This window comes from Brevundimonas fluminis (genome assembly GCF_003934285.1).
Lineage (GTDB): Bacteria > Pseudomonadota > Alphaproteobacteria > Caulobacterales > Caulobacteraceae > Brevundimonas > Brevundimonas fluminis.
In genome coordinates, this window is the sequence record NZ_RQWJ01000003.1 from 492501 (window position 1) to 510867 (window position 18367).

Annotated in this window: 20 protein-coding genes, 1 tRNA gene and 2 rRNA genes (1 of these 23 running past the window's edge); 12 read left to right on the plus strand and 11 right to left on the minus strand. The window is 69.6% G+C overall.

Annotated elements, in window-relative coordinates; all coding sequences use genetic code 11:
* The 3 genes from EFJ44_RS07370 to EFJ44_RS07380 all read left to right on the plus strand — a co-directional run.
* Positions 1 to 505 (plus strand): 23S ribosomal RNA (locus EFJ44_RS07370) (it extends 2283 nt beyond the left edge of the window).
* Between the two features lie 75 nt (positions 506 to 580).
* Positions 581 to 695 (plus strand): 5S ribosomal RNA (gene rrf, locus EFJ44_RS07375).
* Between the two features lie 73 nt (positions 696 to 768).
* Positions 769 to 845 (plus strand) — tRNA-Met (locus tag EFJ44_RS07380).
* A 902-nt stretch (positions 846 to 1747) separates the two neighbouring features.
* On the opposite strand, the gene EFJ44_RS07385 is transcribed toward EFJ44_RS07380, so the two are convergent.
* Positions 1748 to 2257 (minus strand): hypothetical protein, encoded by a 510-nt coding sequence (locus EFJ44_RS07385; protein WP_125256546.1) that lies wholly within the window; start codon positions 2255 to 2257, stop codon positions 1748 to 1750.
* 680 nt (positions 2258 to 2937) lie between these two features.
* On the opposite strand from EFJ44_RS07385, the gene EFJ44_RS07390 reads away from it, so the two are divergent.
* Both EFJ44_RS07390 and EFJ44_RS07395 read left to right on the plus strand, forming a co-directional pair.
* A complete protein-coding gene (locus EFJ44_RS07390; RefSeq protein ID WP_125256547.1) occupies positions 2938 to 3852 on the plus strand; it encodes a DUF4232 domain-containing protein in 915 nt (304 codons plus the stop codon).
* 52 nt (positions 3853 to 3904) lie between these two features.
* Positions 3905 to 5095 (plus strand): glycine C-acetyltransferase, encoded by a 1191-nt coding sequence (locus EFJ44_RS07395; RefSeq protein ID WP_125256548.1) that lies wholly within the window; start codon positions 3905 to 3907, stop codon positions 5093 to 5095.
* Here the strand turns inward: EFJ44_RS07395 and EFJ44_RS07400 are convergent.
* Positions 5092 to 5622 carry a hypothetical protein gene (locus EFJ44_RS07400; protein ID WP_125256549.1) on the minus strand — a complete coding sequence of 177 codons (531 nt, stop codon included), beginning with the start codon at positions 5620 to 5622 and terminating at the stop codon, positions 5092 to 5094. The two genes, EFJ44_RS07395 and EFJ44_RS07400, sit on opposite strands and share 4 nt — an antisense overlap.
* A gap of 134 nt (positions 5623 to 5756) precedes the next feature.
* On the opposite strand from EFJ44_RS07400, the gene tdh reads away from it, so the two are divergent.
* A complete protein-coding gene (gene tdh / locus EFJ44_RS07405; protein WP_125256550.1) occupies positions 5757 to 6809 on the plus strand; it encodes an L-threonine 3-dehydrogenase in 1053 nt (350 codons plus the stop codon).
* 4 nt (positions 6810 to 6813) lie between these two features.
* On the opposite strand, the gene EFJ44_RS07410 is transcribed toward tdh, so the two are convergent.
* Both EFJ44_RS07410 and EFJ44_RS07415 read right to left on the minus strand, forming a co-directional pair.
* Positions 6814 to 7353, minus strand: coding sequence for a thermonuclease family protein (locus tag EFJ44_RS07410; protein ID WP_206426884.1), 540 nt, complete (start codon positions 7351 to 7353; stop codon positions 6814 to 6816).
* A 48-nt stretch (positions 7354 to 7401) separates the two neighbouring features.
* Positions 7402 to 8214, minus strand: a complete 813-nt coding sequence (locus tag EFJ44_RS07415; protein WP_125256551.1) for a hypothetical protein — start codon at positions 8212 to 8214, stop codon at positions 7402 to 7404.
* Between the two features lie 81 nt (positions 8215 to 8295).
* Here EFJ44_RS07415 and EFJ44_RS07420 point away from each other — a divergent pair, with 81 nt between their 5' ends.
* Positions 8296 to 8967 carry a Fe2+-dependent dioxygenase gene (locus EFJ44_RS07420; RefSeq protein ID WP_125256552.1) on the plus strand — a complete coding sequence of 224 codons (672 nt, stop codon included), beginning with the start codon at positions 8296 to 8298 and terminating at the stop codon, positions 8965 to 8967.
* Here EFJ44_RS07420 and EFJ44_RS07425 read toward each other — a convergent pair.
* Both EFJ44_RS07425 and EFJ44_RS07430 read right to left on the minus strand, forming a co-directional pair.
* Positions 8964 to 9371, minus strand: coding sequence for a cytochrome-c oxidase (locus EFJ44_RS07425; protein WP_125256553.1), 408 nt, complete (start codon positions 9369 to 9371; stop codon positions 8964 to 8966). The two genes, EFJ44_RS07420 and EFJ44_RS07425, sit on opposite strands and share 4 nt — an antisense overlap.
* Positions 9372 to 9485: 114 nt before the next feature.
* A complete protein-coding gene (locus EFJ44_RS07430) occupies positions 9486 to 10505 on the minus strand; it encodes a DNA topoisomerase IB (protein WP_241209709.1) in 1020 nt (339 codons plus the stop codon).
* A gap of 89 nt (positions 10506 to 10594) precedes the next feature.
* Here EFJ44_RS07430 and rlmJ point away from each other — a divergent pair, with 89 nt between their 5' ends.
* Complete coding sequence (gene rlmJ, locus EFJ44_RS07435) at positions 10595 to 11413, plus strand: 23S rRNA (adenine(2030)-N(6))-methyltransferase RlmJ (RefSeq protein ID WP_125256554.1); 819 nt, start codon at positions 10595 to 10597, stop codon at positions 11411 to 11413.
* On the opposite strand, the gene EFJ44_RS07440 is transcribed toward rlmJ, so the two are convergent.
* A complete protein-coding gene (locus EFJ44_RS07440) occupies positions 11410 to 11715 on the minus strand; it encodes an antibiotic biosynthesis monooxygenase family protein (RefSeq protein WP_125256555.1) in 306 nt (101 codons plus the stop codon). The genes rlmJ and EFJ44_RS07440 overlap by 4 nt on opposite strands.
* 47 nt (positions 11716 to 11762) lie before the next feature.
* Here EFJ44_RS07440 and EFJ44_RS07445 point away from each other — a divergent pair, with 47 nt between their 5' ends.
* Together EFJ44_RS07445 and EFJ44_RS07450 are read left to right on the plus strand one after the other, a co-directional pair.
* Positions 11763 to 12449 carry a type 1 glutamine amidotransferase gene (locus EFJ44_RS07445; RefSeq protein WP_125256556.1) on the plus strand — a complete coding sequence of 229 codons (687 nt, stop codon included), beginning with the start codon at positions 11763 to 11765 and terminating at the stop codon, positions 12447 to 12449.
* Positions 12450 to 12514: 65 nt separating this feature from the next.
* The gene (locus EFJ44_RS07450; RefSeq protein ID WP_125256557.1) at positions 12515 to 12718 is read left to right on the plus strand and encodes a hypothetical protein; all 204 of its coding nucleotides are present in this window, start codon (positions 12515 to 12517) and stop codon (positions 12716 to 12718) included.
* Positions 12719 to 12728: 10 nt separating this feature from the next.
* On the opposite strand, the gene EFJ44_RS07455 is transcribed toward EFJ44_RS07450, so the two are convergent.
* The gene (locus EFJ44_RS07455; protein ID WP_125256558.1) at positions 12729 to 13493 is read right to left on the minus strand and encodes a hypothetical protein; all 765 of its coding nucleotides are present in this window, start codon (positions 13491 to 13493) and stop codon (positions 12729 to 12731) included.
* Positions 13494 to 13531: 38 nt separating this feature from the next.
* Complete coding sequence (gene hemF / locus EFJ44_RS07460; RefSeq protein WP_125256559.1) at positions 13532 to 14389, minus strand: oxygen-dependent coproporphyrinogen oxidase; 858 nt, start codon at positions 14387 to 14389, stop codon at positions 13532 to 13534.
* A 100-nt stretch (positions 14390 to 14489) separates the two neighbouring features.
* Here hemF and EFJ44_RS07465 point away from each other — a divergent pair, with 100 nt between their 5' ends.
* Positions 14490 to 15752 (plus strand): dipeptidase, encoded by a 1263-nt coding sequence (locus EFJ44_RS07465; protein WP_125256560.1) that lies wholly within the window; start codon positions 14490 to 14492, stop codon positions 15750 to 15752.
* 3 nt (positions 15753 to 15755) lie between these two features.
* Here EFJ44_RS07465 and EFJ44_RS07470 read toward each other — a convergent pair whose 3' ends face one another.
* Together EFJ44_RS07470 and EFJ44_RS07475 are read right to left on the minus strand one after the other, a co-directional pair.
* Complete coding sequence (locus tag EFJ44_RS07470) at positions 15756 to 17162, minus strand: hybrid sensor histidine kinase/response regulator (RefSeq protein WP_125256561.1); 1407 nt, start codon at positions 17160 to 17162, stop codon at positions 15756 to 15758.
* Between the two features lie 34 nt (positions 17163 to 17196).
* Positions 17197 to 17637, minus strand: a complete 441-nt coding sequence (locus tag EFJ44_RS07475) for a tRNA (cytidine(34)-2'-O)-methyltransferase (protein WP_125256562.1) — start codon at positions 17635 to 17637, stop codon at positions 17197 to 17199.
* A gap of 162 nt (positions 17638 to 17799) precedes the next feature.
* Here EFJ44_RS07475 and petA point away from each other — a divergent pair, with 162 nt between their 5' ends.
* Complete coding sequence (petA, locus tag EFJ44_RS07480; protein WP_125256563.1) at positions 17800 to 18354, plus strand: ubiquinol-cytochrome c reductase iron-sulfur subunit; 555 nt, start codon at positions 17800 to 17802, stop codon at positions 18352 to 18354.
* Positions 18355 to 18367: the final 13 nt, after the last annotated feature.

Sequence of the window (18367 nt, forward strand, 5' to 3'; positions counted from 1 at the left end):
GGCCATAGTGATCCGGTGGTCCCGCATGGAAGGGCCATCGCTCAACGGATAAAAGGTACTCTAGGGATAACAGGCTGATTTTCCCCAAGCGTCCACAGCGACGGGAAAGTTTGGCACCTCGATGTCGGCTCATCACATCCTGGGGCTGGAGCAGGTCCCAAGGGTATGGCTGTTCGCCATTTAAAGTGGTACGTGAGCTGGGTTCAGAACGTCGTGAGACAGTTTGGTCCCTATCTGCCGTGGGTGTTCGAAGCTTGAGAGGATCTGTCCCTAGTACGAGAGGACCGGGATGGACGTACCTCTGGTGGACCTGTCGTGGCGCCAGCCGCGCAGCAGGGTAGCTATGTACGGAATAGATAACCGCTGAAAGCATCTAAGCGGGAAACTAACCTCAAAACAAGGCTTCGCTGAGGATCGTGGAAGACTACCACGTCGATAGGCCGGGTGTGGAAGTGCGGCGACGCATGAAGCTTACCGGTACTAATAATCCGATCGGTTTGATCGTTTCTCAGCAAAACTCATGAATACTGGTCCGCTTGCCGGACATGACGATGTCTTCTCATTCTGTGCGCCCGGTTGACCCGGTGACTATGTCGGAGGTTCCCCACCCGATCCCATTCCGAACTCGGTCGTTAAGCCCTCCAGAGCCGATGGTACTTCGTCTTAAGGCGCGGGAGAGTAGGTCGTCGCCGGGTCTACCGGTCGCACAGAGTGATTTCGTCCCAAGGGACGCTTCTCGAACAGTTCTTCCTTCACGCTCAGGTTCGCCGCGGGATGGAGCAGCCCGGTAGCTCGTCAGGCTCATAACCTGAAGGTCGCAGGTTCAAATCCTGCTCCCGCACCCAGAAAAGCTGAGTAAAATCAGCCAGTTAGCCCCCGCGCAAGCGGGGGCTTTCGCTTGTTCTCTGTTGCGAATCTGCCCGTCGCCCATCGCAGCTGGCAGTCATCGCAGTCCGGTCCCCTTAGCAACCGGGGAGCGGACGTCCCAAAGGTCTGCTAGGGGTGGAAAGCGGATGTTCAGCGGGTCCGCAGCCGCCATTTCGGCCGACGACAAGGCGGCGGCTGGCCGGTTGGCATCGCTCTGGCGCATTCGGAGTGTCGGCGTTATCTCTGCCAGCCTCGCAAAGTCTTGACGAACACGACCGCGACCCAAACTAAAACAACTGAAGACCCAAACAGATAAAGCCAGCCAATCAACTGGCCGTCGAGAACCCGTATGACGGCCGAGAAGGCTATCGCCAACGCAGCGGCACCAACCACGGCTCTATAGGCCAAGCCTTCAACTTGCTTGTTCACGTTCTTCTGCACAGTTTTAATAGCCTAGCCAGCACCTGGTTCGACCGCCGCGTCGACAAGGTCACATCCCGGCCAGACGGCGAGGCGTTTCACGAAATCCACCTTACCTCAGGCCCGAAGGTCCGCAATGGGTCGCGAGCGGACGGTCGTGTGAAAGATGGCAAGCGGAACACGGCCATGCACAATGGGGTATGGCTCGTTCGACCCGAAATCGCAGTGGAGTGCCTTCCGAGGCAAGCCTTTCCGGGTTGTCTGACGCTGAACTTGAGAAGGAAGCCGCGCGGGTGGCGAGCAGGTTGGCGACACCTCTGTCGCCGCTTCTCTCGAAGCTAATTCAGAAGAAGCGTCACGCTATCCAAGCCGAACAGGCGCGGCGCGTGAGTTGAGGTCCGCAAAGGGGTCGGGTGTGGACTGTCGCCTGAGGATAGCAAACAGACCTTTCGGGTGGTCTTCAATCATCGGGTGAGCGGGGTATCGGTCCGGTTTGATACGAACGGGACCAGCCCTCAGCAGCCACGATCTGACCCGCATAAAACGTGAAGGTTATCGGGTAGAGATTCTGCCTGCGGCTGTCGACGAACTCGACATCGACTTGATGCGTCGAGCACGGATCGGCGACGGGCGTGGGGATGTAGTCCCAACCGAAGAATCGAAATGTGTCGGCGTTCATCTCACGCGCCATGGCGCGAGCGCCGTCCGGGCCCGTGCCGAGCGATCTGCCAACATCTCCGATCCCCAAGGAGAACGTCGCTGTCGGAGCGATCAGGTTCGTCAGGGATGACTCGTCAGCCTGCTGCGTCGCTGCCAAGGTGAGGGCCTCGATCGCCCTGCGGCCTAGCATCTGCCGGAGATCGGCGATGGTCCGCGCGTCTGCAACTTCGCAGACAGCCTTGCCGGAGGTGGTCTCCATGACTGGAGAGCCCGCCAGCATGGTCAGGGCGAAGGTGGCGACATTGATCATCTGGCAAGCGTAGCCCGAAGTCGGAACCGTCCGCTATGGGTCGGAAGCGGCACTAGGCGTCGCAGCCTAAAGCGGACTTTCAGCCATGCGGCGGAAGGCGGACCCGCTGAACGTCAGCCAGGGGTGGGAAGCAGACGTACCCGCTGCCGCGTATCCCCGCGACGTCCAGTACCGCAGGCAATGCCATGAAGTAGCCGGTGAAGCACGCCGCGAACAAGAAGTAGCTCACATACTGTAGCGGTCCTGCGCGGCGCGAAACCGAAAGCCCGACGAGGATGAGCACGCCCGCGAACAAAGCCTTGATGGGAGACGGCCATATTACGCTAATCGCCTCAGAACGGACGTAGGGCAGAAGAAGAACGAAGCTAACGACTGTCAGGCATCCGGAGAGCGTTACCCATGCGAGTTGCCGGAGGACAGGAGACTTCCCATTCATATGGCTAAGGTGTCGCAAAGGCCGAACGTCCGCAACGGGTCGTTAGCGGACTTTGGAGTTTGCCGGACCTACGCTGCGAGCCGGAGCTTGAAGTTAGGACAAAGGTGGCTGCCGGCTCCCGCACCCAAGATCTCAAAGCCCCGCAGGTTCAAGCCTCGGGCCTTTTGGCCGTCCCGGGCGCAAGGCCGCATCCCTCGACGCCGAACCGCGTTAAGCTTGGGCGTTCGCCCGAGAGGACCCGCTCATGCGCCACGGCCCGCTGCCCGTCCTGACCGCCGCCGCCCTGGCGCTGGCCGCCTGCGACCCGCCGGCGGAAGAGCCGCCGGCCGCGCCCGTTCAGCCGTCGTCCGGACAGCCAGCGGCCTCGACCATGCCGATCGTCGGCTATGCCTGCGAAAGCGGTCAGACGGTGAACGTCCAGTACGTCGACGACGCCACGGCCCGCGTCACCTACAAGGGCGCGACCGCGGATCTTCGCCTGACGCCTTCCGGCAGCGGCGCGCGCTATTCCGGCGCGGAGTGGGAGTGGTGGAGCGCCACGCGCGACGGACAGGAGCAGGCCACGCTCGGTCGCGTCGGGCCGAACGACCAGGTCGGCGTGACCATTCTGGAGCGGTGCACGCGCCCGACGTCCGGCGGCGCCGCGCCCGGTCCGCTGACGGGCCAGCCCGGTCAGCCCGGAATGGCCCCGACCTCAGGCTCTCCGTGCCGCGGGCCCCAGCTGCAACTGGCCGCCGAGGCGTCCGACGCCGGCGCCGGCAGCCGCGAGACGGTCTTCTCGCTGAGGAACGTGGGAACCCAGGCCTGCACCCTGCAGGGCCACGTCGGGCTGACGCTGCAGGACGCGCAGGGCCGCGATCTGACGGCCGTGCGGACCGACCGCGTCGACGACGGCGGCGGTTCGTTCTCGGGCGCGGCGGCGCCCGTCGTCCTGCCGCCGCAGGGCAAGGCCTTCTTCGGTCTGCGCTGGAACGTCGTGCCGAACGAGGCGGCGGGGCAGCGGACCTGTCCGACTGCGGCGCGAGTCTCGGTGACCGCGCCCGGCGACACCTCGCCGACCTCGCTGAGCCAGACCTTCACGCCGTGCGGCGGGCGCGTCTCGGTCACGCCGTTGCGCGCGACCCGGACGCCGGACGTGACGCCGCAGGTCGGGCCCTGAGGTCGCCGCCGGGGGTTCAAACCGGCGGCGAAAGCGCGTAGCGGATGCCGCCATGACCGCGACCTTCCACGACCGCATCGCCGCCGAACTGGCCGACATAGTCGCCCAGGGCCTGACCAAGCCCGAACGCGTGATCCAGTCCCGGCAGGGCCCGGTGATCGAGGTCGGCGGACGTCAGGTCCTGAACTTCTGCGCCAACAACTACCTCGGCCTGGCCGGCGACGAGCGCGTCGTGCGGGCGGGGATCAAGGCGCAGCAGCAGTGGGGCGCCGGCACCGCCTCGGTGCGCTTCATCTGCGGCACCCTGGGCGTCCACAAGGAGCTGGAGCGCGCCATCGCGGATTATCTGGGCTTCGAGGACGCCATCCTGTTCGCGGCCGCCTTCGACGCCAACGGCGGCATCTTCGAGCCCCTGTTCGGCGCCGAGGACGCCATCGTGTCCGACAGCCTGAACCACGCCTCGATCATCGACGGCGTGCGGCTGTGCAAGGCGAAGCGGTACCGTTTCGCCAACTCCGACATGGCCGATCTGGAGGCGCAGCTGAAGCAGGCGCGGGCCGACGGCGCGCGCGAGATCGTCATCGCCACCGACGGCGCCTTCTCGATGGACGGCTATGTGGCGAAGCTGGATCAGGTGAGGGCGCTGGCCGACCGGTACGGCGCCCTGATCATGGTCGACGACTGCCATGTCACCGGCTTCATGGGCGAGCGCGGGCGCGGCTCGTTCTCGCACTGCGGGGTCAGTGTCGACTTCGTCACGGGCACCTTCGGCAAGGCGCTGGGCGGCGCCATGGGCGGCTTCATCTGCGCCACCGGGCCGGTCGTGCAGCTGCTGAAGCAGCGGGCTCGGCCCTACCTGTTCTCCAACGCACTGAGCCCCGCCGTCTGCGGCTCGTCGCTGGAGGCCATCCGCATCGCGGGCGGGGAGGAAGGCGACGCCCTGCGGACCCAGCTGTTCGCCAATGCGCGCCGTTTCCGCGCGGCGATGACCGAGGCCGGCTTCGACCTGCTGCCGGGCGAGCATCCGATCATCCCCGTCATGCTGGGCGACGCCAGGCTGGCGCAGGACATGGCCGCGCGCATGCTGGAACTGGGCGTCTACGTCATCGGCTTCAGCTTCCCCGTCGTGCCGCGCGGTCAGGCGCGCATCCGCACCCAGATGTCGGCGGCGCACACCTTCGAACAGATCGACCAGGCCGTCGCGGCCTTCACGACCGCAGGCCGTGAACTGGGCGTGATCTAGGGCCGCGCCAGATCCTCGAGATACGCCGGCGCCTCCCCCGCCGCGCACAGCCGGAACGTCTCGGTGTCGCCGCCCTCGGTCAGGGTGAAGGTCGAGGCGTTCGGGATCGCGACCGTCTGGGCGACCGACGAGCGTCGGCCGCTGTAGGTGTCTTCGCACGACTGGTCGACCTGATGGACGTTTCCGTCGCTGGACCTGATCGTCGCGCGGCAGTCGCTGGTGGACGAGCCGCTGATCCCGCGGCCGTCATAGATGCGGAAGCCCGCGTTGGGCGGCCGTCCGCAGCCGACGCCCTCCCCGACGTAGACGCCGGGCGTCAGGGGCAGGGCGCCCGAACCCCCGGCGGGCGGGGTGGGGAGGACTTCGGGCCCGGGCACCGGCGTGCCGGTCGGTGCCGACGGGGAGGGCGCGTCGGGGGCGGGCGTCGGCGCGGGCGGACCTGCGGGAGGCTCCCCCTGGCCGCAGGCGCTCATGAGAAGGGCCGCGCTGACGGCGCAAAGGGCGGCGACGGTGCGGGGGAAGGGCATGCGCATCTCGCCCTAACCCGTGGGCGGCCGCGCGGTTTCCGCCGCATCGCGAAGGCGACGCTTGAGGTCTGGCGGCAGTGCGCTATGCCGTCCGCAACGAACCGGCGCCAGGCCGGACCGACGGGAGCGAACGCATGACCGACACCATGAAGGCCCTGGCCAAGACCAGGCCGGCCGAGGGCCTGGACCTGATCACCGCCCCGATCCCGAAACCGGGCGACGAGGACGTGCTGATCAAGGTCCACCGCGCGGCCGTCTGCGGCACCGACATCCACATCTGGAACTGGGACGAGTGGAGCCAGAAGAACGTCCCCGTGCCGATGATCACCGGGCATGAGTTCTCCGGTGAGATCGTCGCCATCGGCAAGGAGGTCGACCGGCGCCTGAAGGTCGGCCAGCGGGTCTCGGCCGAGGGCCACGTCATCGACCTGAACTCGGAGGCCGCGCGCGCCGGCCACTTCCACCTCGATCCCGCGACCAAGGGCATCGGCGTGAACCGTCAGGGCGCCTTCGCTGAATACGTCGTGGCTCCCGCCTTCAACGTCATCGAGCTGCCCGACGACGTGCCGTACGAGATCGGCTCGATCCTCGACCCGTTCGGCAACGCCGTGCACACCGCGCAGCAATTCGACCTGCTGGGCGAGGACGTGCTCGTCACCGGCGCGGGGCCCATCGGCATGATGGCCGCCGCGGTCGCCCGTCACGCCGGCGCGCGCACCGTGGTCCTGACCGACATCAACGACTTCCGGCTGGAGCTGGCCCAGAAGGTCGCGCCCGGCGTCCGCACCGTGAACACGACGAACGAGGACCTCAAGGACGTCATGCACGAGCTCGGCCTGAAGGTCGGCTTCGACGTGGCGCTGGAGATGTCCGGTTCGCCCATCGCCTTCAAGCAGTGCGTCGACACCCTGATCATGGGCGGCGGGCTGGCGCTGCTGGGCATTCCGTCGAAGCCGATGGAAACCGACTGGGGGGCGATCATCCTGAAGGCGTTGACCATCAAGGGAGTCTACGGCCGGGAGATGTTCACCACCTGGCGCAAGATGCTGGGCCTGCTGAAGGCCGGCCTCGACCTGACCCCGCTGATCACGCACCAGTTCCCCTACGACCAGTACCGCGAGGGCTTCGAGATCATGAAGGCCGGCAAGTCGGGCAAGGTCGTGCTGGACTGGTCGAAGGCGGCCTGAACCGTCAGTTCCGACGACGCCACTCTTCCGGTGAGGTGAAGCCGGTCGCCCAGGCGCCGCGACGCGCGCGCCGGGCGGCGTCTTCGTGGGGCACGTAGTCGAGCGAGTAGCGGCGATACGCCAGGGCATGCCCCGCCTCGACCTGGGCCGCGCCCACGTCGACGCCCCGCGCGACGCAACGGGCGACGACGCGGCCGTACCGGTCGACGTCCAGCGGCTCGCACCGTACCTCGACGCCGCGCGTCAGCCGGTCCAGATTCTCCGTGGAGGCTCGACCACAGGCCTGCGCGCCGCACGTCTGTCCGCTTTCGAAGGCGTCCACGCCATGCAGGCGGATGCGGGCGCCGTCGATCCTCAGTCCGTCGCCGTCGACGACGCCGGCCACGCCCACGATCGTGGCCGGCGCAGCTTCCGTGGCCGCCGCGGCGGGCGTCTCGGCCATCGGCGCCAGGATCAGAATGCAGGCGACCGCCGCCCCGCAGCCGACGGCCACCTCGAGGACGATCGACCGGCGGCGCCGGGGGAAACGGATGATTCGGGCCATCCGCCGACGATGACGCCGGCGGACTTTCCGGCCGGTTAGCGGCCGTGCTTACCTGGTGACGGCGAGCTTCGCCTGCGACGAGGCGGCCACCAGCGGACCCGCGTCGGCCGACAGGCTCTGCGGACGCTTCGCGGTCGGATAGGCGGCCGACAGCAGCTGCAGCGCCGCGTCGATGGCTGCCAGCGCCTGCGGCTGTTCATGGCGCAGGACGTCCGCGTTCTCGTCGCGGATGGCGCGGGCGGTCACGTAGAAGCCGTAGCCGTCCAGATAGGGCTCGTAATTCTCCGACCCCTTGGCCGTGCCGTACTGCATCGCGGCGCGATCGATCTGGTCGGCGATCACCCCGGCCAGCACCGCGGAGCTCGCCGCGCCGCCCGGGGCCTTCGTCGCGGCCTGGTCCAGCGTGGTCAGGATGGCGTCGGCGCGCGTCTTCAGCGCGTCGGCGTCGGCTCCCTCGAAGGTGGCCGTCGAGGCCGCCAGCAGCTGGTCGTCGAACGGGGTGACGCCCAGCTTCCGGAAGGTCGGCGCCATGTCGATCAGGATCTCGCTGACGGGGTGAGCGAACATCTCGCCCGCCGCCTGACGCTCGCCGGCCTCGGCGGCGGCCGAGGCGGCGCGAATGTGTGCCTCCACGACGGCCAGGGCCGACAGATAGACCGTCGGATCGGTGGCGGCGGCGGCGACGTCGACGCCGCCCTCGCCGGATTCCCCGCCTTCGCCCTCGCCGCTCTCGCCCGGTCCCGCGCCCATCTGGCGGGCCTGAGGCTGGTCGGCGGCCTTGTCGGCGTCGGCGGGCTGTCCGCAGCCCGCGATCAGGGCGGCGCCCACGCCAAGGGCGGTCCAGCGCTTCAGGGTCGACATCGGAAATCCTCGCTGCGAAGTGTGCGGCTGGTCTATAGGGCGGGAGATGCGCTTGCAACTTGATCGCAACTGGAGCGGACGATGCGGCTGATCGCGGGCGGCGTTCTGGACGCCGGGACGCTCGCCTGGGCGCGGGCCCAGATCGACGCCCTGTCGTGGCTTGACGGCGCCGCCACCGCGGGCGCCGCGGCGCGCGGGGTCAAACGCAACGAACAGGCCGACCTGTCCACGCGCGCCGGGCAGGGATTGGAGGCGTTGCTGCGCGAGCGCATCCTCACCCACCCCGTGGTTTCCGTGGCGGCCCGACCGAGAACGCTAAGCCGCCTTCTGGTCAGTCGCACAGACGTCGGCGGGGGCTATGGCGACCACGTCGACAACGCCCTGATGGGGCCGGAGGGCGCCCGGCTGCGCAGCGACCTCAGCTTCACCCTCTTCCTCTCCGAGCCGGAGACCTACGAGGGCGGCGGTCTGACGATCGAAGACGCGCTGGAAGACCGCACCGTGCGCCTGAACGCCGGAGACATGATCCTCTACCCCTCCGGCGCCCCGCACCGGGTCGAGCCGGTGACGCAGGGCACGCGGCTGGTCTGCGTCGGCTGGATCCAGAGCCACGTCCGCGACGCCGCGGCGCGCGAGGTGCTGTGGGACCTCGAACGCGTGCGCGCCGCCTGGCCGGACGATGCCGACCCGACGGCGCGCCTGACGCTGGACAAGGCCATCGGCGCCCTGCTGCGCCGCTGGGCCGAGACCTAGGCGGCTACGGCCTGACGCCCGCCCGTGGCGCGGAAAACGATCACGGCGAACACGAACATGCCCAGCACGACCAGCGTCGGCCCGGCGATCATCATCGGCGGCACGAGGCCCATCAGCGACGGCACGGCCAGCAGCTGGATGGTCAGGCCGATCATCATGATCGGCAGGCCGAGGATGGCCAGAGCGGCGTGGGCCTTGGGCAGGACGCCGGCGGCCGCGCCGGGCACCGCGCGATAGAACAGGCCATAGAGGAACATCGACACCCAGCCGAGCAGGTTGGTGTGCGCATGCACCGGCGACAGGGTGAAGTTGTGGGTCATGCCCATCCAGTAGCCGAGGCACACGCCCAGCAGGATGAAGACGACGGCCAGACGCAGAAACAGGGTGGAGAGCTTGTGGTCCATTCCGGATTCCTTGAACGATCCCGATGAGGGCCGCCGCCGTACCCCGGCGAACGCGGATCGCTCAACTTAACTCTGCGTCAGGCTGTCGCACAATCCGGCCTCAATCCGGAGAGGTCAGGCTTCCAGCATCCGGATCAGCTTCGCCTCGAACGCCTTGGCGTCCGGACCGGGCAGAAGCCCGGCCAGCGTGCCGGCCTCGAACGCCTCGAACACCTTCGGGTGCACGTAAGACGACCGGCAGACGGTCGGCGTGTTGCCCAGCACGCCCGACACGGCCTTCACGCAGGTGGTGATCTTGCGCTTCGCGTCCGTGGCGCTGGTCGGCGGTTCCATCTCACGAAGCGCGCGCGCGGCGGACACCGTCCCGGCCCAGGTGCGGAAGTCCTTGGCCGAAAAGTCCTCGCCCATCGCCTCGCGGACATAGGCGTTCACGTCGTCGGACGTCAGCGGGCACAGCGTCCCGTCCGCGGCCCGCCACTTGAACAGTTGCTGCCCGGGCAATTCGCGCACGGCCTTGATCACCGTGGCCAGCCGCCGGTCGCGCACCCGCACCTCGTGCTCCACCCCGCTCTTGCCGCGAAAGGCGAAGGTCAGAGCCGTCGCGCCTGCGTCGACGTGCCGCTTGTGCAGGGTGGTCAGTCCATAGGAGCGATTCTGCCGGGCGTACTGGGCGTTGCCGACGCGAATCAGGGTGATTTCCAGCAGCCGAACCGCCGTGGCCGTCACCTTCTCCCGACAGACGCCGCGCTTGCCCAGATCGGCCTCCACCCGTGCGCGCAGCCGCGGAAGGGCGCGGGCGAAGGCGGGCAGGCGGTCGAACTTGTTGCCGGCGGCGTGGGAGGTCCACTCGGCGTGATAGCGGTACTGCTTGCGCCCCTTCACGTCGCGGCCGGTGGCCTGGATGTGCCCGGTCGCCTGCGGGCAGATCCACACGTCGGTCCAGGCAGGGGGGATGGCCAGCGCACGGATGCGCGCCAGCGTCTTCGCATCGGTGATCTTCCCGCCCCGAGCGTCCAGGTAGGTGAAGCCCTTGCCCGATCTGCGGCGGGTCAGGCCTCCGTTCTCGTCGCTGCACCACGTCAGCCCCGGCGGGGCCTTGAGAGTCTGAGCCAGGTTCGCCGAGCCGTCGGGCACGTCAGTCGTCTCCGGTGGGGATTCGGCAACGGCGCCCGCGTCCTGCGGTTCCGGCTTGACCGGCGCGCCGGGCCTGCGACACGTCGCGCATGAACTATCGCCACAGCTTCCACGCCGGGAATTTCGCCGACGTCGTCAAGCACGCCCTGCTGCTCCGGCTGCTGGACCTGCGGCGGGCGGACGGCCCGCTGACGGTGGTCGACACCCATGCGGGCGCCGGTCTGTACGACCTTTCGGGCGACGCCGCGCGTTCGAAGGAGGCGGAGGCCGGGATCGCCCGCCTGATGGCGGCGGTCGACCTGCCGCCGACCATCCGGGCGCTGGCCGATAGGGTCCGTGCGCTGAATCCGGAAGGCGACGCGCGCTTCTACCCCGGCTCCCCCCGGTTGGTGGCGGACGGGATGCGGCCGGGCGACGGCTACGTCGGCTTTGAGATGAACCCGCCGGTGCTGGACCTGCTGGCCGCGGCGCTCGCCGGGGCGCCGAACGCCCGCGCTCTGGGCGGCGACGGCTATGATCAGGCGCTGGAGGCGGCCCGGGGGGCGCCCGGGGCGATCGTGCTGATCGATCCGCCGTTCGAGCGTCCTGACGACTATCTGCGGGCCGCCGATCTGGCCGCCGCGGTTGTGAAGGACGACCGGCAGGCGACCGTCGCGATCTGGACCCCCCTCAAGGACATGGAGACCTTCGACGGCTTTCTGCGCCGGCTGGCCAGCGCCGGCGCACGGACTCCGCTGGTCGCCGAGGCCCGGCTGCGTCCTCTGGCCAATCCCATGAAGATGAACGGCTGCGCCATGGTCTTCCTCAATCCGCCCGAGGGGCTCGAGGCGGCGGCGCGCGAGGTCTGCGGCTGGGTGGCCGAAACGCTGGGCGACCCCGGCGCCCGCGCCGAGATCTGGCGCGCCTAGCCCTCGATCACCTCGCCGGGCTCGTAGAGGTTCGGCTCGAACGTGGCGATGGCCATGATCGGTTCCATCGCCGCGACGACGGTCGGGTGCCGCGTCATCGCCTTCCAGTCGTCTCGCGAGCGCCAGACGGCGTGGTTGGCCACGACCTTGCCGTTCAGCCCGCGGTGGAGCGCGGCCGAGACGAAGCCGTCCAGCTCGCGCTGGCGCCGGACCAGGGCGGTGACGAGGTCCATCAGTTCGTCCTGCCGCTCGGGCGCGCACTTGAACACGTTGATCAGGATCACGGCGTCGGCGTCGCTCATGGACCGGCCGTATAGCGCCCGACGCCGCCGCCTCCTACCTTGGCCGCATGACGAACGTCGCCATCTTGAAGACCGGCGCCCCCCCGCCCGCGCTTGCGGAGCGACACGGCGACTATCCCGCCATGTTCGGCGCCCTGCTGGGCGACGGGCTGACGACCTTCGACGTGCAGGCGGGCGAACTGCCCGATCCGGACGCCTTCGACGGCGCGGTGATCACGGGGTCCTCGGCCGGGGTCTACGAGGATCACGCCTGGCTGCCGCCCCTGTTCGACTGGATCCGCGCGGCGCGGGGCCGGACGCGGCTGGTCGGCGTCTGCTTCGGCCACCAGGCCATGGCGCAGGCCTTGGGCGGGGAAGTGCGCAAGTCGGACAAGGGCTGGGGCGTCGGCCTGCACCGCTACGACGTCGTGTCGGAAGAGCCATGGATGACGCCGCCGGCGTCCGGCGTCGCCGTGCCCGCCTCCCATCAGGATCAGGTCCAGACCCTGCCGCCGGGCGCGCGCGTCACATTGGCCAGCGACTTCACGCCCTTCGGCGGACTGGCGTGGGGCGACGACGCGATCAGCATGCAGTTCCACCCGGAGTTCACCCCCGCCTATGCCGCCGACCTCGCCGAAGGGCGGCGCGGCCGCATCGATCCGGCGGTGGTCGACCGGGCGCTGGAGACGCTGGCCCGGCCCAACGACCGGGGCGTGGTCGGGGCCTGGCTGCGGACTTTTCTGCGCGGCGTCTGATCCCGTCAGTGGCTCGCGGGGCAGCGGTCATGTCAGGATCCGGCCGTCATCCGGAGGAGGAATCCATGACCATCCAGCTCAAGGCCCGCGACGTCGCCCTTGCCGTCCTGTTGGGCGCCGCCGGCCTGTTGATCGGACTTTCATTCAGCGCGGCTCCCAGTCAGGCCCAGAACGTCGGCGGACAGGCCAGCTACATCGAAACCGGGGGCCAGTACTGGTATTGCGCGGGCCGGGACTGCGTGCCCGTCCGCTTCAACCAGTTCGGCTGAGCCGCCGGTCTCAGTCGTCCAGCCGGCAGCCGTCGCCGATCAGCCCGGCCTCCGCGCACGGCAGGGTCTCGGCCACGGCGCCGGACGCGTCGATGCGCGCGACCAGACGGCGGCCGTCGTCGCAGGCGGCCTCGTACCACTCGCCGTTGGCCTCGCCGCCCATGAAGCGCGCGCGACGGGCGGGGCAGACGGCGGCGACCCGGGCGATCAGGGCGCGGTCGACGTCCGCTTGCGAGGTGAAGCGGCACTCGCCGCCGATGGCCGCGACGCGGTCGCAGGGCGTGACCGTCCACGCCTCGCCGTTCTGTTCGATCCAGACGCCCGCGCCGTCCGCGCAGCCGACCTCGTAGATCCGGGCTTCGTCCGGGGTCCGGCCGACCAGCCTCCCCTCGGCGACGCGGCAGGTCACGCCCGCCTCCCGCGCAAGCCCCGCCACCGCCCGCGCGGCGTTCCGGTTGGCGGGCAGCCGGCAAGGTGTGCTGCCGTTGGCCAGCGCGAGGCAGTCCATCGTCCGGTCGCCGGCGATGACCACGTGCCCGTCGCCGACCTCGCACGCGATCTCCCAGGCCGGCCGCCCGACGCCGTCCCGTCCCAGCGCCACGGCGTCAGTCACCACGCAGGACAGGCCGAGGTCGTTCGCCGCGCGCTGGGCTGCGGTCCGGACCTCGCTCTCGGCGCCGCGGCCGCCCATCGAGCGGTCGGCGGTGTGCGCCTGCTGAGCCTGCGCGGCTCCGGCGAGGACGAGCGGGATAAGGAGGGCGGCGGCGCGGAGCATGCGGGCAGGTTCCACCGCGACGTGCGCCGGAGCAAGCTTCACGGCCATCTCACCAGCGGCGGCATCGAACTGAGGATCGAGTCGACGTTGCCGCCGGTCTTCAGTCCGAACATGGTGCCGCGGTCGTAGAGCAGGTTGAACTCGACGTAGCGGCCGCGCCGCACCAGCTGCTCGTCGCGCTCGGCCGCGGTCCACGGTTCGTGCATCCGCCCCCGCACGATGGCGGCGTAGACGTCGAGGAAGGCCGACCCCACCGCCTGGGTGAAGGCGAAGTCCCGCTCCGGGTCGCCGCTGTCGTGGTGGTCGTAGAAGATGCCGCCGATCCCGCGCGGTTCGTTGCGATGCGGAAGCCAGAAATACTCGTCGCACCACGCCTTGTACTTCGCATGCCAGGACGGATCGAAGGCGTCGCAGGCGGCCTCCATCGCGGCGTGGAAGGCGACCGCGTCCGGCGCGTCCTGAGACCGGTCGACGTCCAGCACCGGCGTCAGGTCCGCGCCGCCGCCGAACCAGCTCTTCGTCGTGGCGATGAAGCGGGTGTTCATGTGCACGGCCGGCACGCGGGGGCTGACCGGATGCACGATCAGGCTGATCCCGGTCGCGAAGAACCGCGGATCCTCCTCCGCGCCGGGCACCGACTTCGCATAGTCGGCCGGGAAGCTGCCGTGCACCGTCGAGACGTGCACGCCCGCCTTCTCGAACAGCCGCCCGTGCAGCATGCCCATGACGCCGCCGCCGCCCTCCGGGCGATCCCATGGCGTCCGCACGAAGCGGCCGGGGTCGCCGGGAAACAGATCCTCGGGCGCCTCGTCCTCCAGCGCTTCCAGCCCGGCATGAATTCGGTCGCGCAGGGTCTCGAACCAGGCCCGGGCGCGGTCTTTGCGGTCGTCCAGCATGGCCGCCTCAAAGCACGCCGGGCCGTCACGCGCCAGCGGGCGGGCTGGACACGACGCGGCGCCGCGCCACTATTCGCGCCGAAAACCCGGGGAGCCCCACATGATCCGCGCCGTGCTGTCGTCCGCCGTCCTGTCCGTCCTGCTGGCGGCGCCTTCCCTGGCCCAGGAGCCGACGGACGCCCAGCTGCAGGAGCGGGCCCGCCGCGTGATGCAGCGCACGCCGCTGATCGACGGGCACAACGACCTGCCGTGGGCGCTGCGCCAGAATCACGGATCCGATCCGCACGCCGTCGACCTGGCGACGGATCTGGACGCCACCACGGATCTGCACACCGACATCCCCCGGCTGAAGGCGGGCGGCATGGGCGGCCAGTTCTGGTCGGTCTACGTGCCCGCCTCGCTGCCGCCGGTGGAGGCGGCGCAGGCGACCTTCGAACAGATCGACGTCGTCCGCCGCATGGTGGCGGCCCATCCGGAGGCGTTCGAACTGGCCTACACGGCCGACGACGTCGTGCGCATCCACCGCGGTGGCAGGATCGCCAGCCTGATCGGCATCGAGGGCGGCTATTCGATCAACGACTCGCTGGGTCTGCTGCGCGTCTTCCACGCCATGGGGGTTCGCTACATGACGCTGACCCATTCCACGACCACCACCTGGGCCGACTCGGCCACAGACGCGCCGAAATGGGGCGGACTGTCGCCCTTCGGCGAGGCGGTGGTGCGCGAGATGAACCGCCTGGGGATCATGGTCGATCTCAGCCACGTCTCGGAAGAGACCATGCTGGACGCCCTGCGGGTGTCCGAAGCGCCGGTGATCTTTTCCCACTCCTCCGCGCGAGGCGTGACGGGGCATCCGCGCAACGTCCCCGACTCCGTCCTGCGCCTGCTGCCCGAGGACGGCGGCGTGGTGATGATCACCTTCGTGCCCGGCTTCGTGTCGGAAGACGTCCGGGCCTGGGGCGCCGCCCGCTCGGCCGAGGAGGCGCGGCTCAAATCCCTGCATCCGGGCTCGCCGAACGCCGTGACCGAAGGCGTCGCCGCGTGGGTCGCGGCCAATCCCCCGCCGCGGGCCGACATCTCCGACGTCGCCGATCACATCGAGCACGTTCGCCGCGTGGCCGGGATCGACCACGTGGGACTGGGCGGCGACTTCGACGGCGTCTCGGCGCTGCCGGACGGTCTGGGCGGGGTGGAGACCTACCCGGCCCTGATCGCCGAGCTCTACCGCCGCGGCTGGACCGACGCGGACGTGCGCAAGCTGCTGGGCGAGAACGTCCTGCGCGTCATGCGTGACGTCGAGGCCGTGGCCGCGCGCAAGAAGGGCGAACGGCCGGGGCTGGAGCGGAACGAACCGGCGCAGTGACGCTCACGCGCTGCGAGGCACGGGCTCGGTGAGGTCGGGTCCGGCGGGCGCGCAGGCCCAACGGACCACGGCGGCCATGAGGTCGCCGGGCGACGCCGGCTTGGCGAGGCAGTCGACCATTCCCGCCTCCGCATAGGCGCGTCGGTCGGCGGCGAGGGTGTTGGCGGTGAGGGCGACGATCGGGACGCGGGATGCGGGGCCGGGCAGGGCGCGGATCGTCCGCGTCGCCGTCACCCCGTCCATGACCGGCATCTGGACGTCCATCAGGATCAGGTCCCATGCGCCGGTCCGGGCCGCCTCGACGCCCTCGGCCCCGTCTTCCGCGAGCACGCAATCGACACCCTGAGACGTCAGCACCGCATGCACCAGCGCGCGGTTGGCGGGGTGATCGTCGACGTACAGAACGCGCAGCGCCCGGTCCGGCGCCGTGCCGATCGGGGCCCCGTCGCGGCGCTCGCCGTCCGGGATCGCCCCGCCGCCGTCCGCGAGCGCGATGATCTCGTCGACGACGAGACGCAGGCGGTCGCCGGCCTCGTGAATCCGCGCCACCTGTTCCGCCTGGGCGAAGGAGAGCCCCTGTTCGGACAGCAGCCCCGAGAAGCCCAGCACCGCGTTCAGCGGCGTCCTGAGTTCGTGCGACAGCGTCGCCAGCAGCGACTGCCGCGCCGCCGCCGCCGCGGCCGCGCGTTCCGCCTCCGCCTGGGCCGCCCGCGCCTCGACCTCGCCGGTCACGTCGATCTCGTTGAGCAGAAGCGCCTGTCCTCCGGTCACGGGATCCAGACTGACCCGCACGTCCAGACGGTGCCAGCGGCGTCCGCCCCGCGTGACCACCTCCGCGAGGGCGTCGGTCGACCCTCGCGTCAGCGCCTGGTCCATCAAGCCTCCGGCGATCTCCGGTTCCGCGAAGCGCGCCTCGAAGGGCAGGTCCGCGCGACCGAACGCTCCAAAGGCCGCGGGGTTGGAGAAAAGATTGCGGCCGTCCCGATCGAACAGGCTGATCAGGGCGTCGGTGTGCCGCAACGCCTCCAGCGCGCGCCGTTCCTCCGGTTCCGCATCCACGGGCGACGCCTCGAACAGCAAGACCGGTGAACCGTCGAGCAGGCGATAGGTCGAGATCGTGGCCTGCACCGTCACCGGCGCCCCGTTCGGATAGAAGGTCCAGCGTTCCGAAATCTCGTCGCCGCGCGCGGTGGCCTTGGCCAGACGCTCGGTGCGCGCCCGTACGGCCGGCGACAGCTGGGAAAAGTCGCGCGCCAGCAGTTCCTCGCGCGAAGCGGCGCCCCACAGGGCGCAGGCCGAGGCGTTGGCGTACACCCCGCGCAGACCATGGGGGTCGAACAGCCAGATGGGCCGCCTGAGGTCGTCCCAGGCTCGCCAGGCGGGATCGAAGTTCGGATCGGGACGGCTCATGCGGCCAGCATGTTCGCGGCGCCTTAAGGTCACGCTAAGTCGCGGTCGACGTCGCCGCCCATACCGCGATCCCCGCGCTCACCGCCAGATTCAACGAGCGCGCGGCGGGCCGGATCGGGATCACCACCCGCGCGTCGGCCGCCGAATGCACGAACTCCGGGGCTCCCGTGGGCTCGGACCCGAACAGCAGGACGTCGTCCGGCCGAAAGGCGAAATCCTGCAGCGGCGTCGCCCCCCTCGTGGTGAACAGCACCAGCCGCCCGGGCGCCCGGGCGGCCTGAAAGGCGTCCCAGCTAGGGTGTGCGGTCATGTGTCCCAGCGGCCCATAGTCCAGGGCCGCGCGCTTCATGGCGCGGTCGTCCAGGGCGAAGGCCGTGGGGCCGATCACGTCCAGTTCGACGCCGAAACAGGCCGACAGGCGGATGCAGGCCCCGACGTTCTGCGGGATGGCTGGTTGAAAAAGGGCGAGACGCATTCTAAGGCCCTCATACGCGCGGCCCGGGGGCTTGTCGCGGCCTCAATTGCGACCGTTTCGCAAATGGCGTCAGCCGGTTGCACGGTGGGCGCGGAGGTCGGGGCGGCAGTCAGTCGGTCGCTGAACGACATCGTTGGGGCGACGGTTCGATCCGCCGTCCCGATGGCACTGGAGAACGAATCGGTGGCTGCTGATCAAGGCGATCCGAACGACAAGGATCCCAATCGTCGGGACTTCATTCACATCGCGGCCGGCGCCGCGGCCGTGGGCGCGGGCGTCATGGCCGCGTGGCCGCTGGTCAATCAGATGAACCCGGCCGCCGACACCCTGGCCCTTTCGACGATCGAGTTCGACACCTCCAAGGTGCTCGAAGGCATGCAGGTCGTCATCAAGTGGCAGGGCAAGCCGGTGTTCGTGCGCAACCGCACCGCCGCCGAGCTGCAGAGGGTCCGCGCCGAGGGCGCCGTCGGCAGCCCGGCCGAGCCTGACTCGGCCCGCACCAAGGCCGGCCATGAGGCCATCCTGGTCGTGATCGGGTCGTGCACCCACCTGGGCTGCGTCCCCACCTTCAACGCCGGCGACTTCGGCGGCTGGTTCTGCCCGTGTCACGGCTCGCACTACGACGCCTCGGGCCGCATCCGGAAGGGTCCCGCGCCCCTGAACCTGGTGGTGCCGGACTACGAATTCACCGCCGGCTCGACCGTGCGCATCGGCTGAGGCGGGGCAGGAC

Bases quoted from the DNA above. Each gene is read 5' to 3' on its own strand.
- EFJ44_RS07415 (WP_125256551.1), bottom strand. From the start codon at position 8,214: ATGTCGACCCTGAAGCGCTGGACCGCCCTTGGCGTGGGCGCCGCCCTG.
- EFJ44_RS07420 (WP_125256552.1), top strand. From the start codon at position 8,296: ATGCGGCTGATCGCGGGCGGCGTTCTGGACGCCGGGACGCTCGCCTGG.
- EFJ44_RS07455 (WP_125256558.1), bottom strand. From the start codon at position 13,493: ATGCTCCGCGCCGCCGCCCTCCTTATCCCGCTCGTCCTCGCCGGAGCC.
- EFJ44_RS07390 (WP_125256547.1), top strand. From the start codon at position 2,938: ATGCGCCACGGCCCGCTGCCCGTCCTGACCGCCGCCGCCCTGGCGCTG.
- EFJ44_RS07395 (WP_125256548.1), top strand. From the start codon at position 3,905: ATGACCGCGACCTTCCACGACCGCATCGCCGCCGAACTGGCCGACATA.
- rlmJ (WP_125256554.1), top strand. From the start codon at position 10,595: ATGAACTATCGCCACAGCTTCCACGCCGGGAATTTCGCCGACGTCGTC.
- tdh (WP_125256550.1), top strand. From the start codon at position 5,757: ATGACCGACACCATGAAGGCCCTGGCCAAGACCAGGCCGGCCGAGGGC.
- EFJ44_RS07410 (WP_206426884.1), bottom strand. From the start codon at position 7,353: ATGGCCCGAATCATCCGTTTCCCCCGGCGCCGCCGGTCGATCGTCCTC.
- EFJ44_RS07465 (WP_125256560.1), top strand. From the start codon at position 14,490: ATGATCCGCGCCGTGCTGTCGTCCGCCGTCCTGTCCGTCCTGCTGGCG.
- hemF (WP_125256559.1), bottom strand. From the start codon at position 14,389: ATGCTGGACGACCGCAAAGACCGCGCCCGGGCCTGGTTCGAGACCCTG.
- EFJ44_RS07440 (WP_125256555.1), bottom strand. From the start codon at position 11,715: ATGAGCGACGCCGACGCCGTGATCCTGATCAACGTGTTCAAGTGCGCG.
- EFJ44_RS07425 (WP_125256553.1), bottom strand. From the start codon at position 9,371: ATGGACCACAAGCTCTCCACCCTGTTTCTGCGTCTGGCCGTCGTCTTC.
- EFJ44_RS07470 (WP_125256561.1), bottom strand. From the start codon at position 17,162: ATGAGCCGTCCCGATCCGAACTTCGATCCCGCCTGGCGAGCCTGGGAC.
- EFJ44_RS07400 (WP_125256549.1), bottom strand. From the start codon at position 5,622: ATGCCCTTCCCCCGCACCGTCGCCGCCCTTTGCGCCGTCAGCGCGGCC.
- EFJ44_RS07450 (WP_125256557.1), top strand. From the start codon at position 12,515: ATGACCATCCAGCTCAAGGCCCGCGACGTCGCCCTTGCCGTCCTGTTG.
- EFJ44_RS07385 (WP_125256546.1), bottom strand. From the start codon at position 2,257: ATGATCAATGTCGCCACCTTCGCCCTGACCATGCTGGCGGGCTCTCCA.
- EFJ44_RS07445 (WP_125256556.1), top strand. From the start codon at position 11,763: ATGACGAACGTCGCCATCTTGAAGACCGGCGCCCCCCCGCCCGCGCTT.
- EFJ44_RS07475 (WP_125256562.1), bottom strand. From the start codon at position 17,637: ATGCGTCTCGCCCTTTTTCAACCAGCCATCCCGCAGAACGTCGGGGCC.
- petA (WP_125256563.1), top strand. From the start codon at position 17,800: ATGGCACTGGAGAACGAATCGGTGGCTGCTGATCAAGGCGATCCGAAC.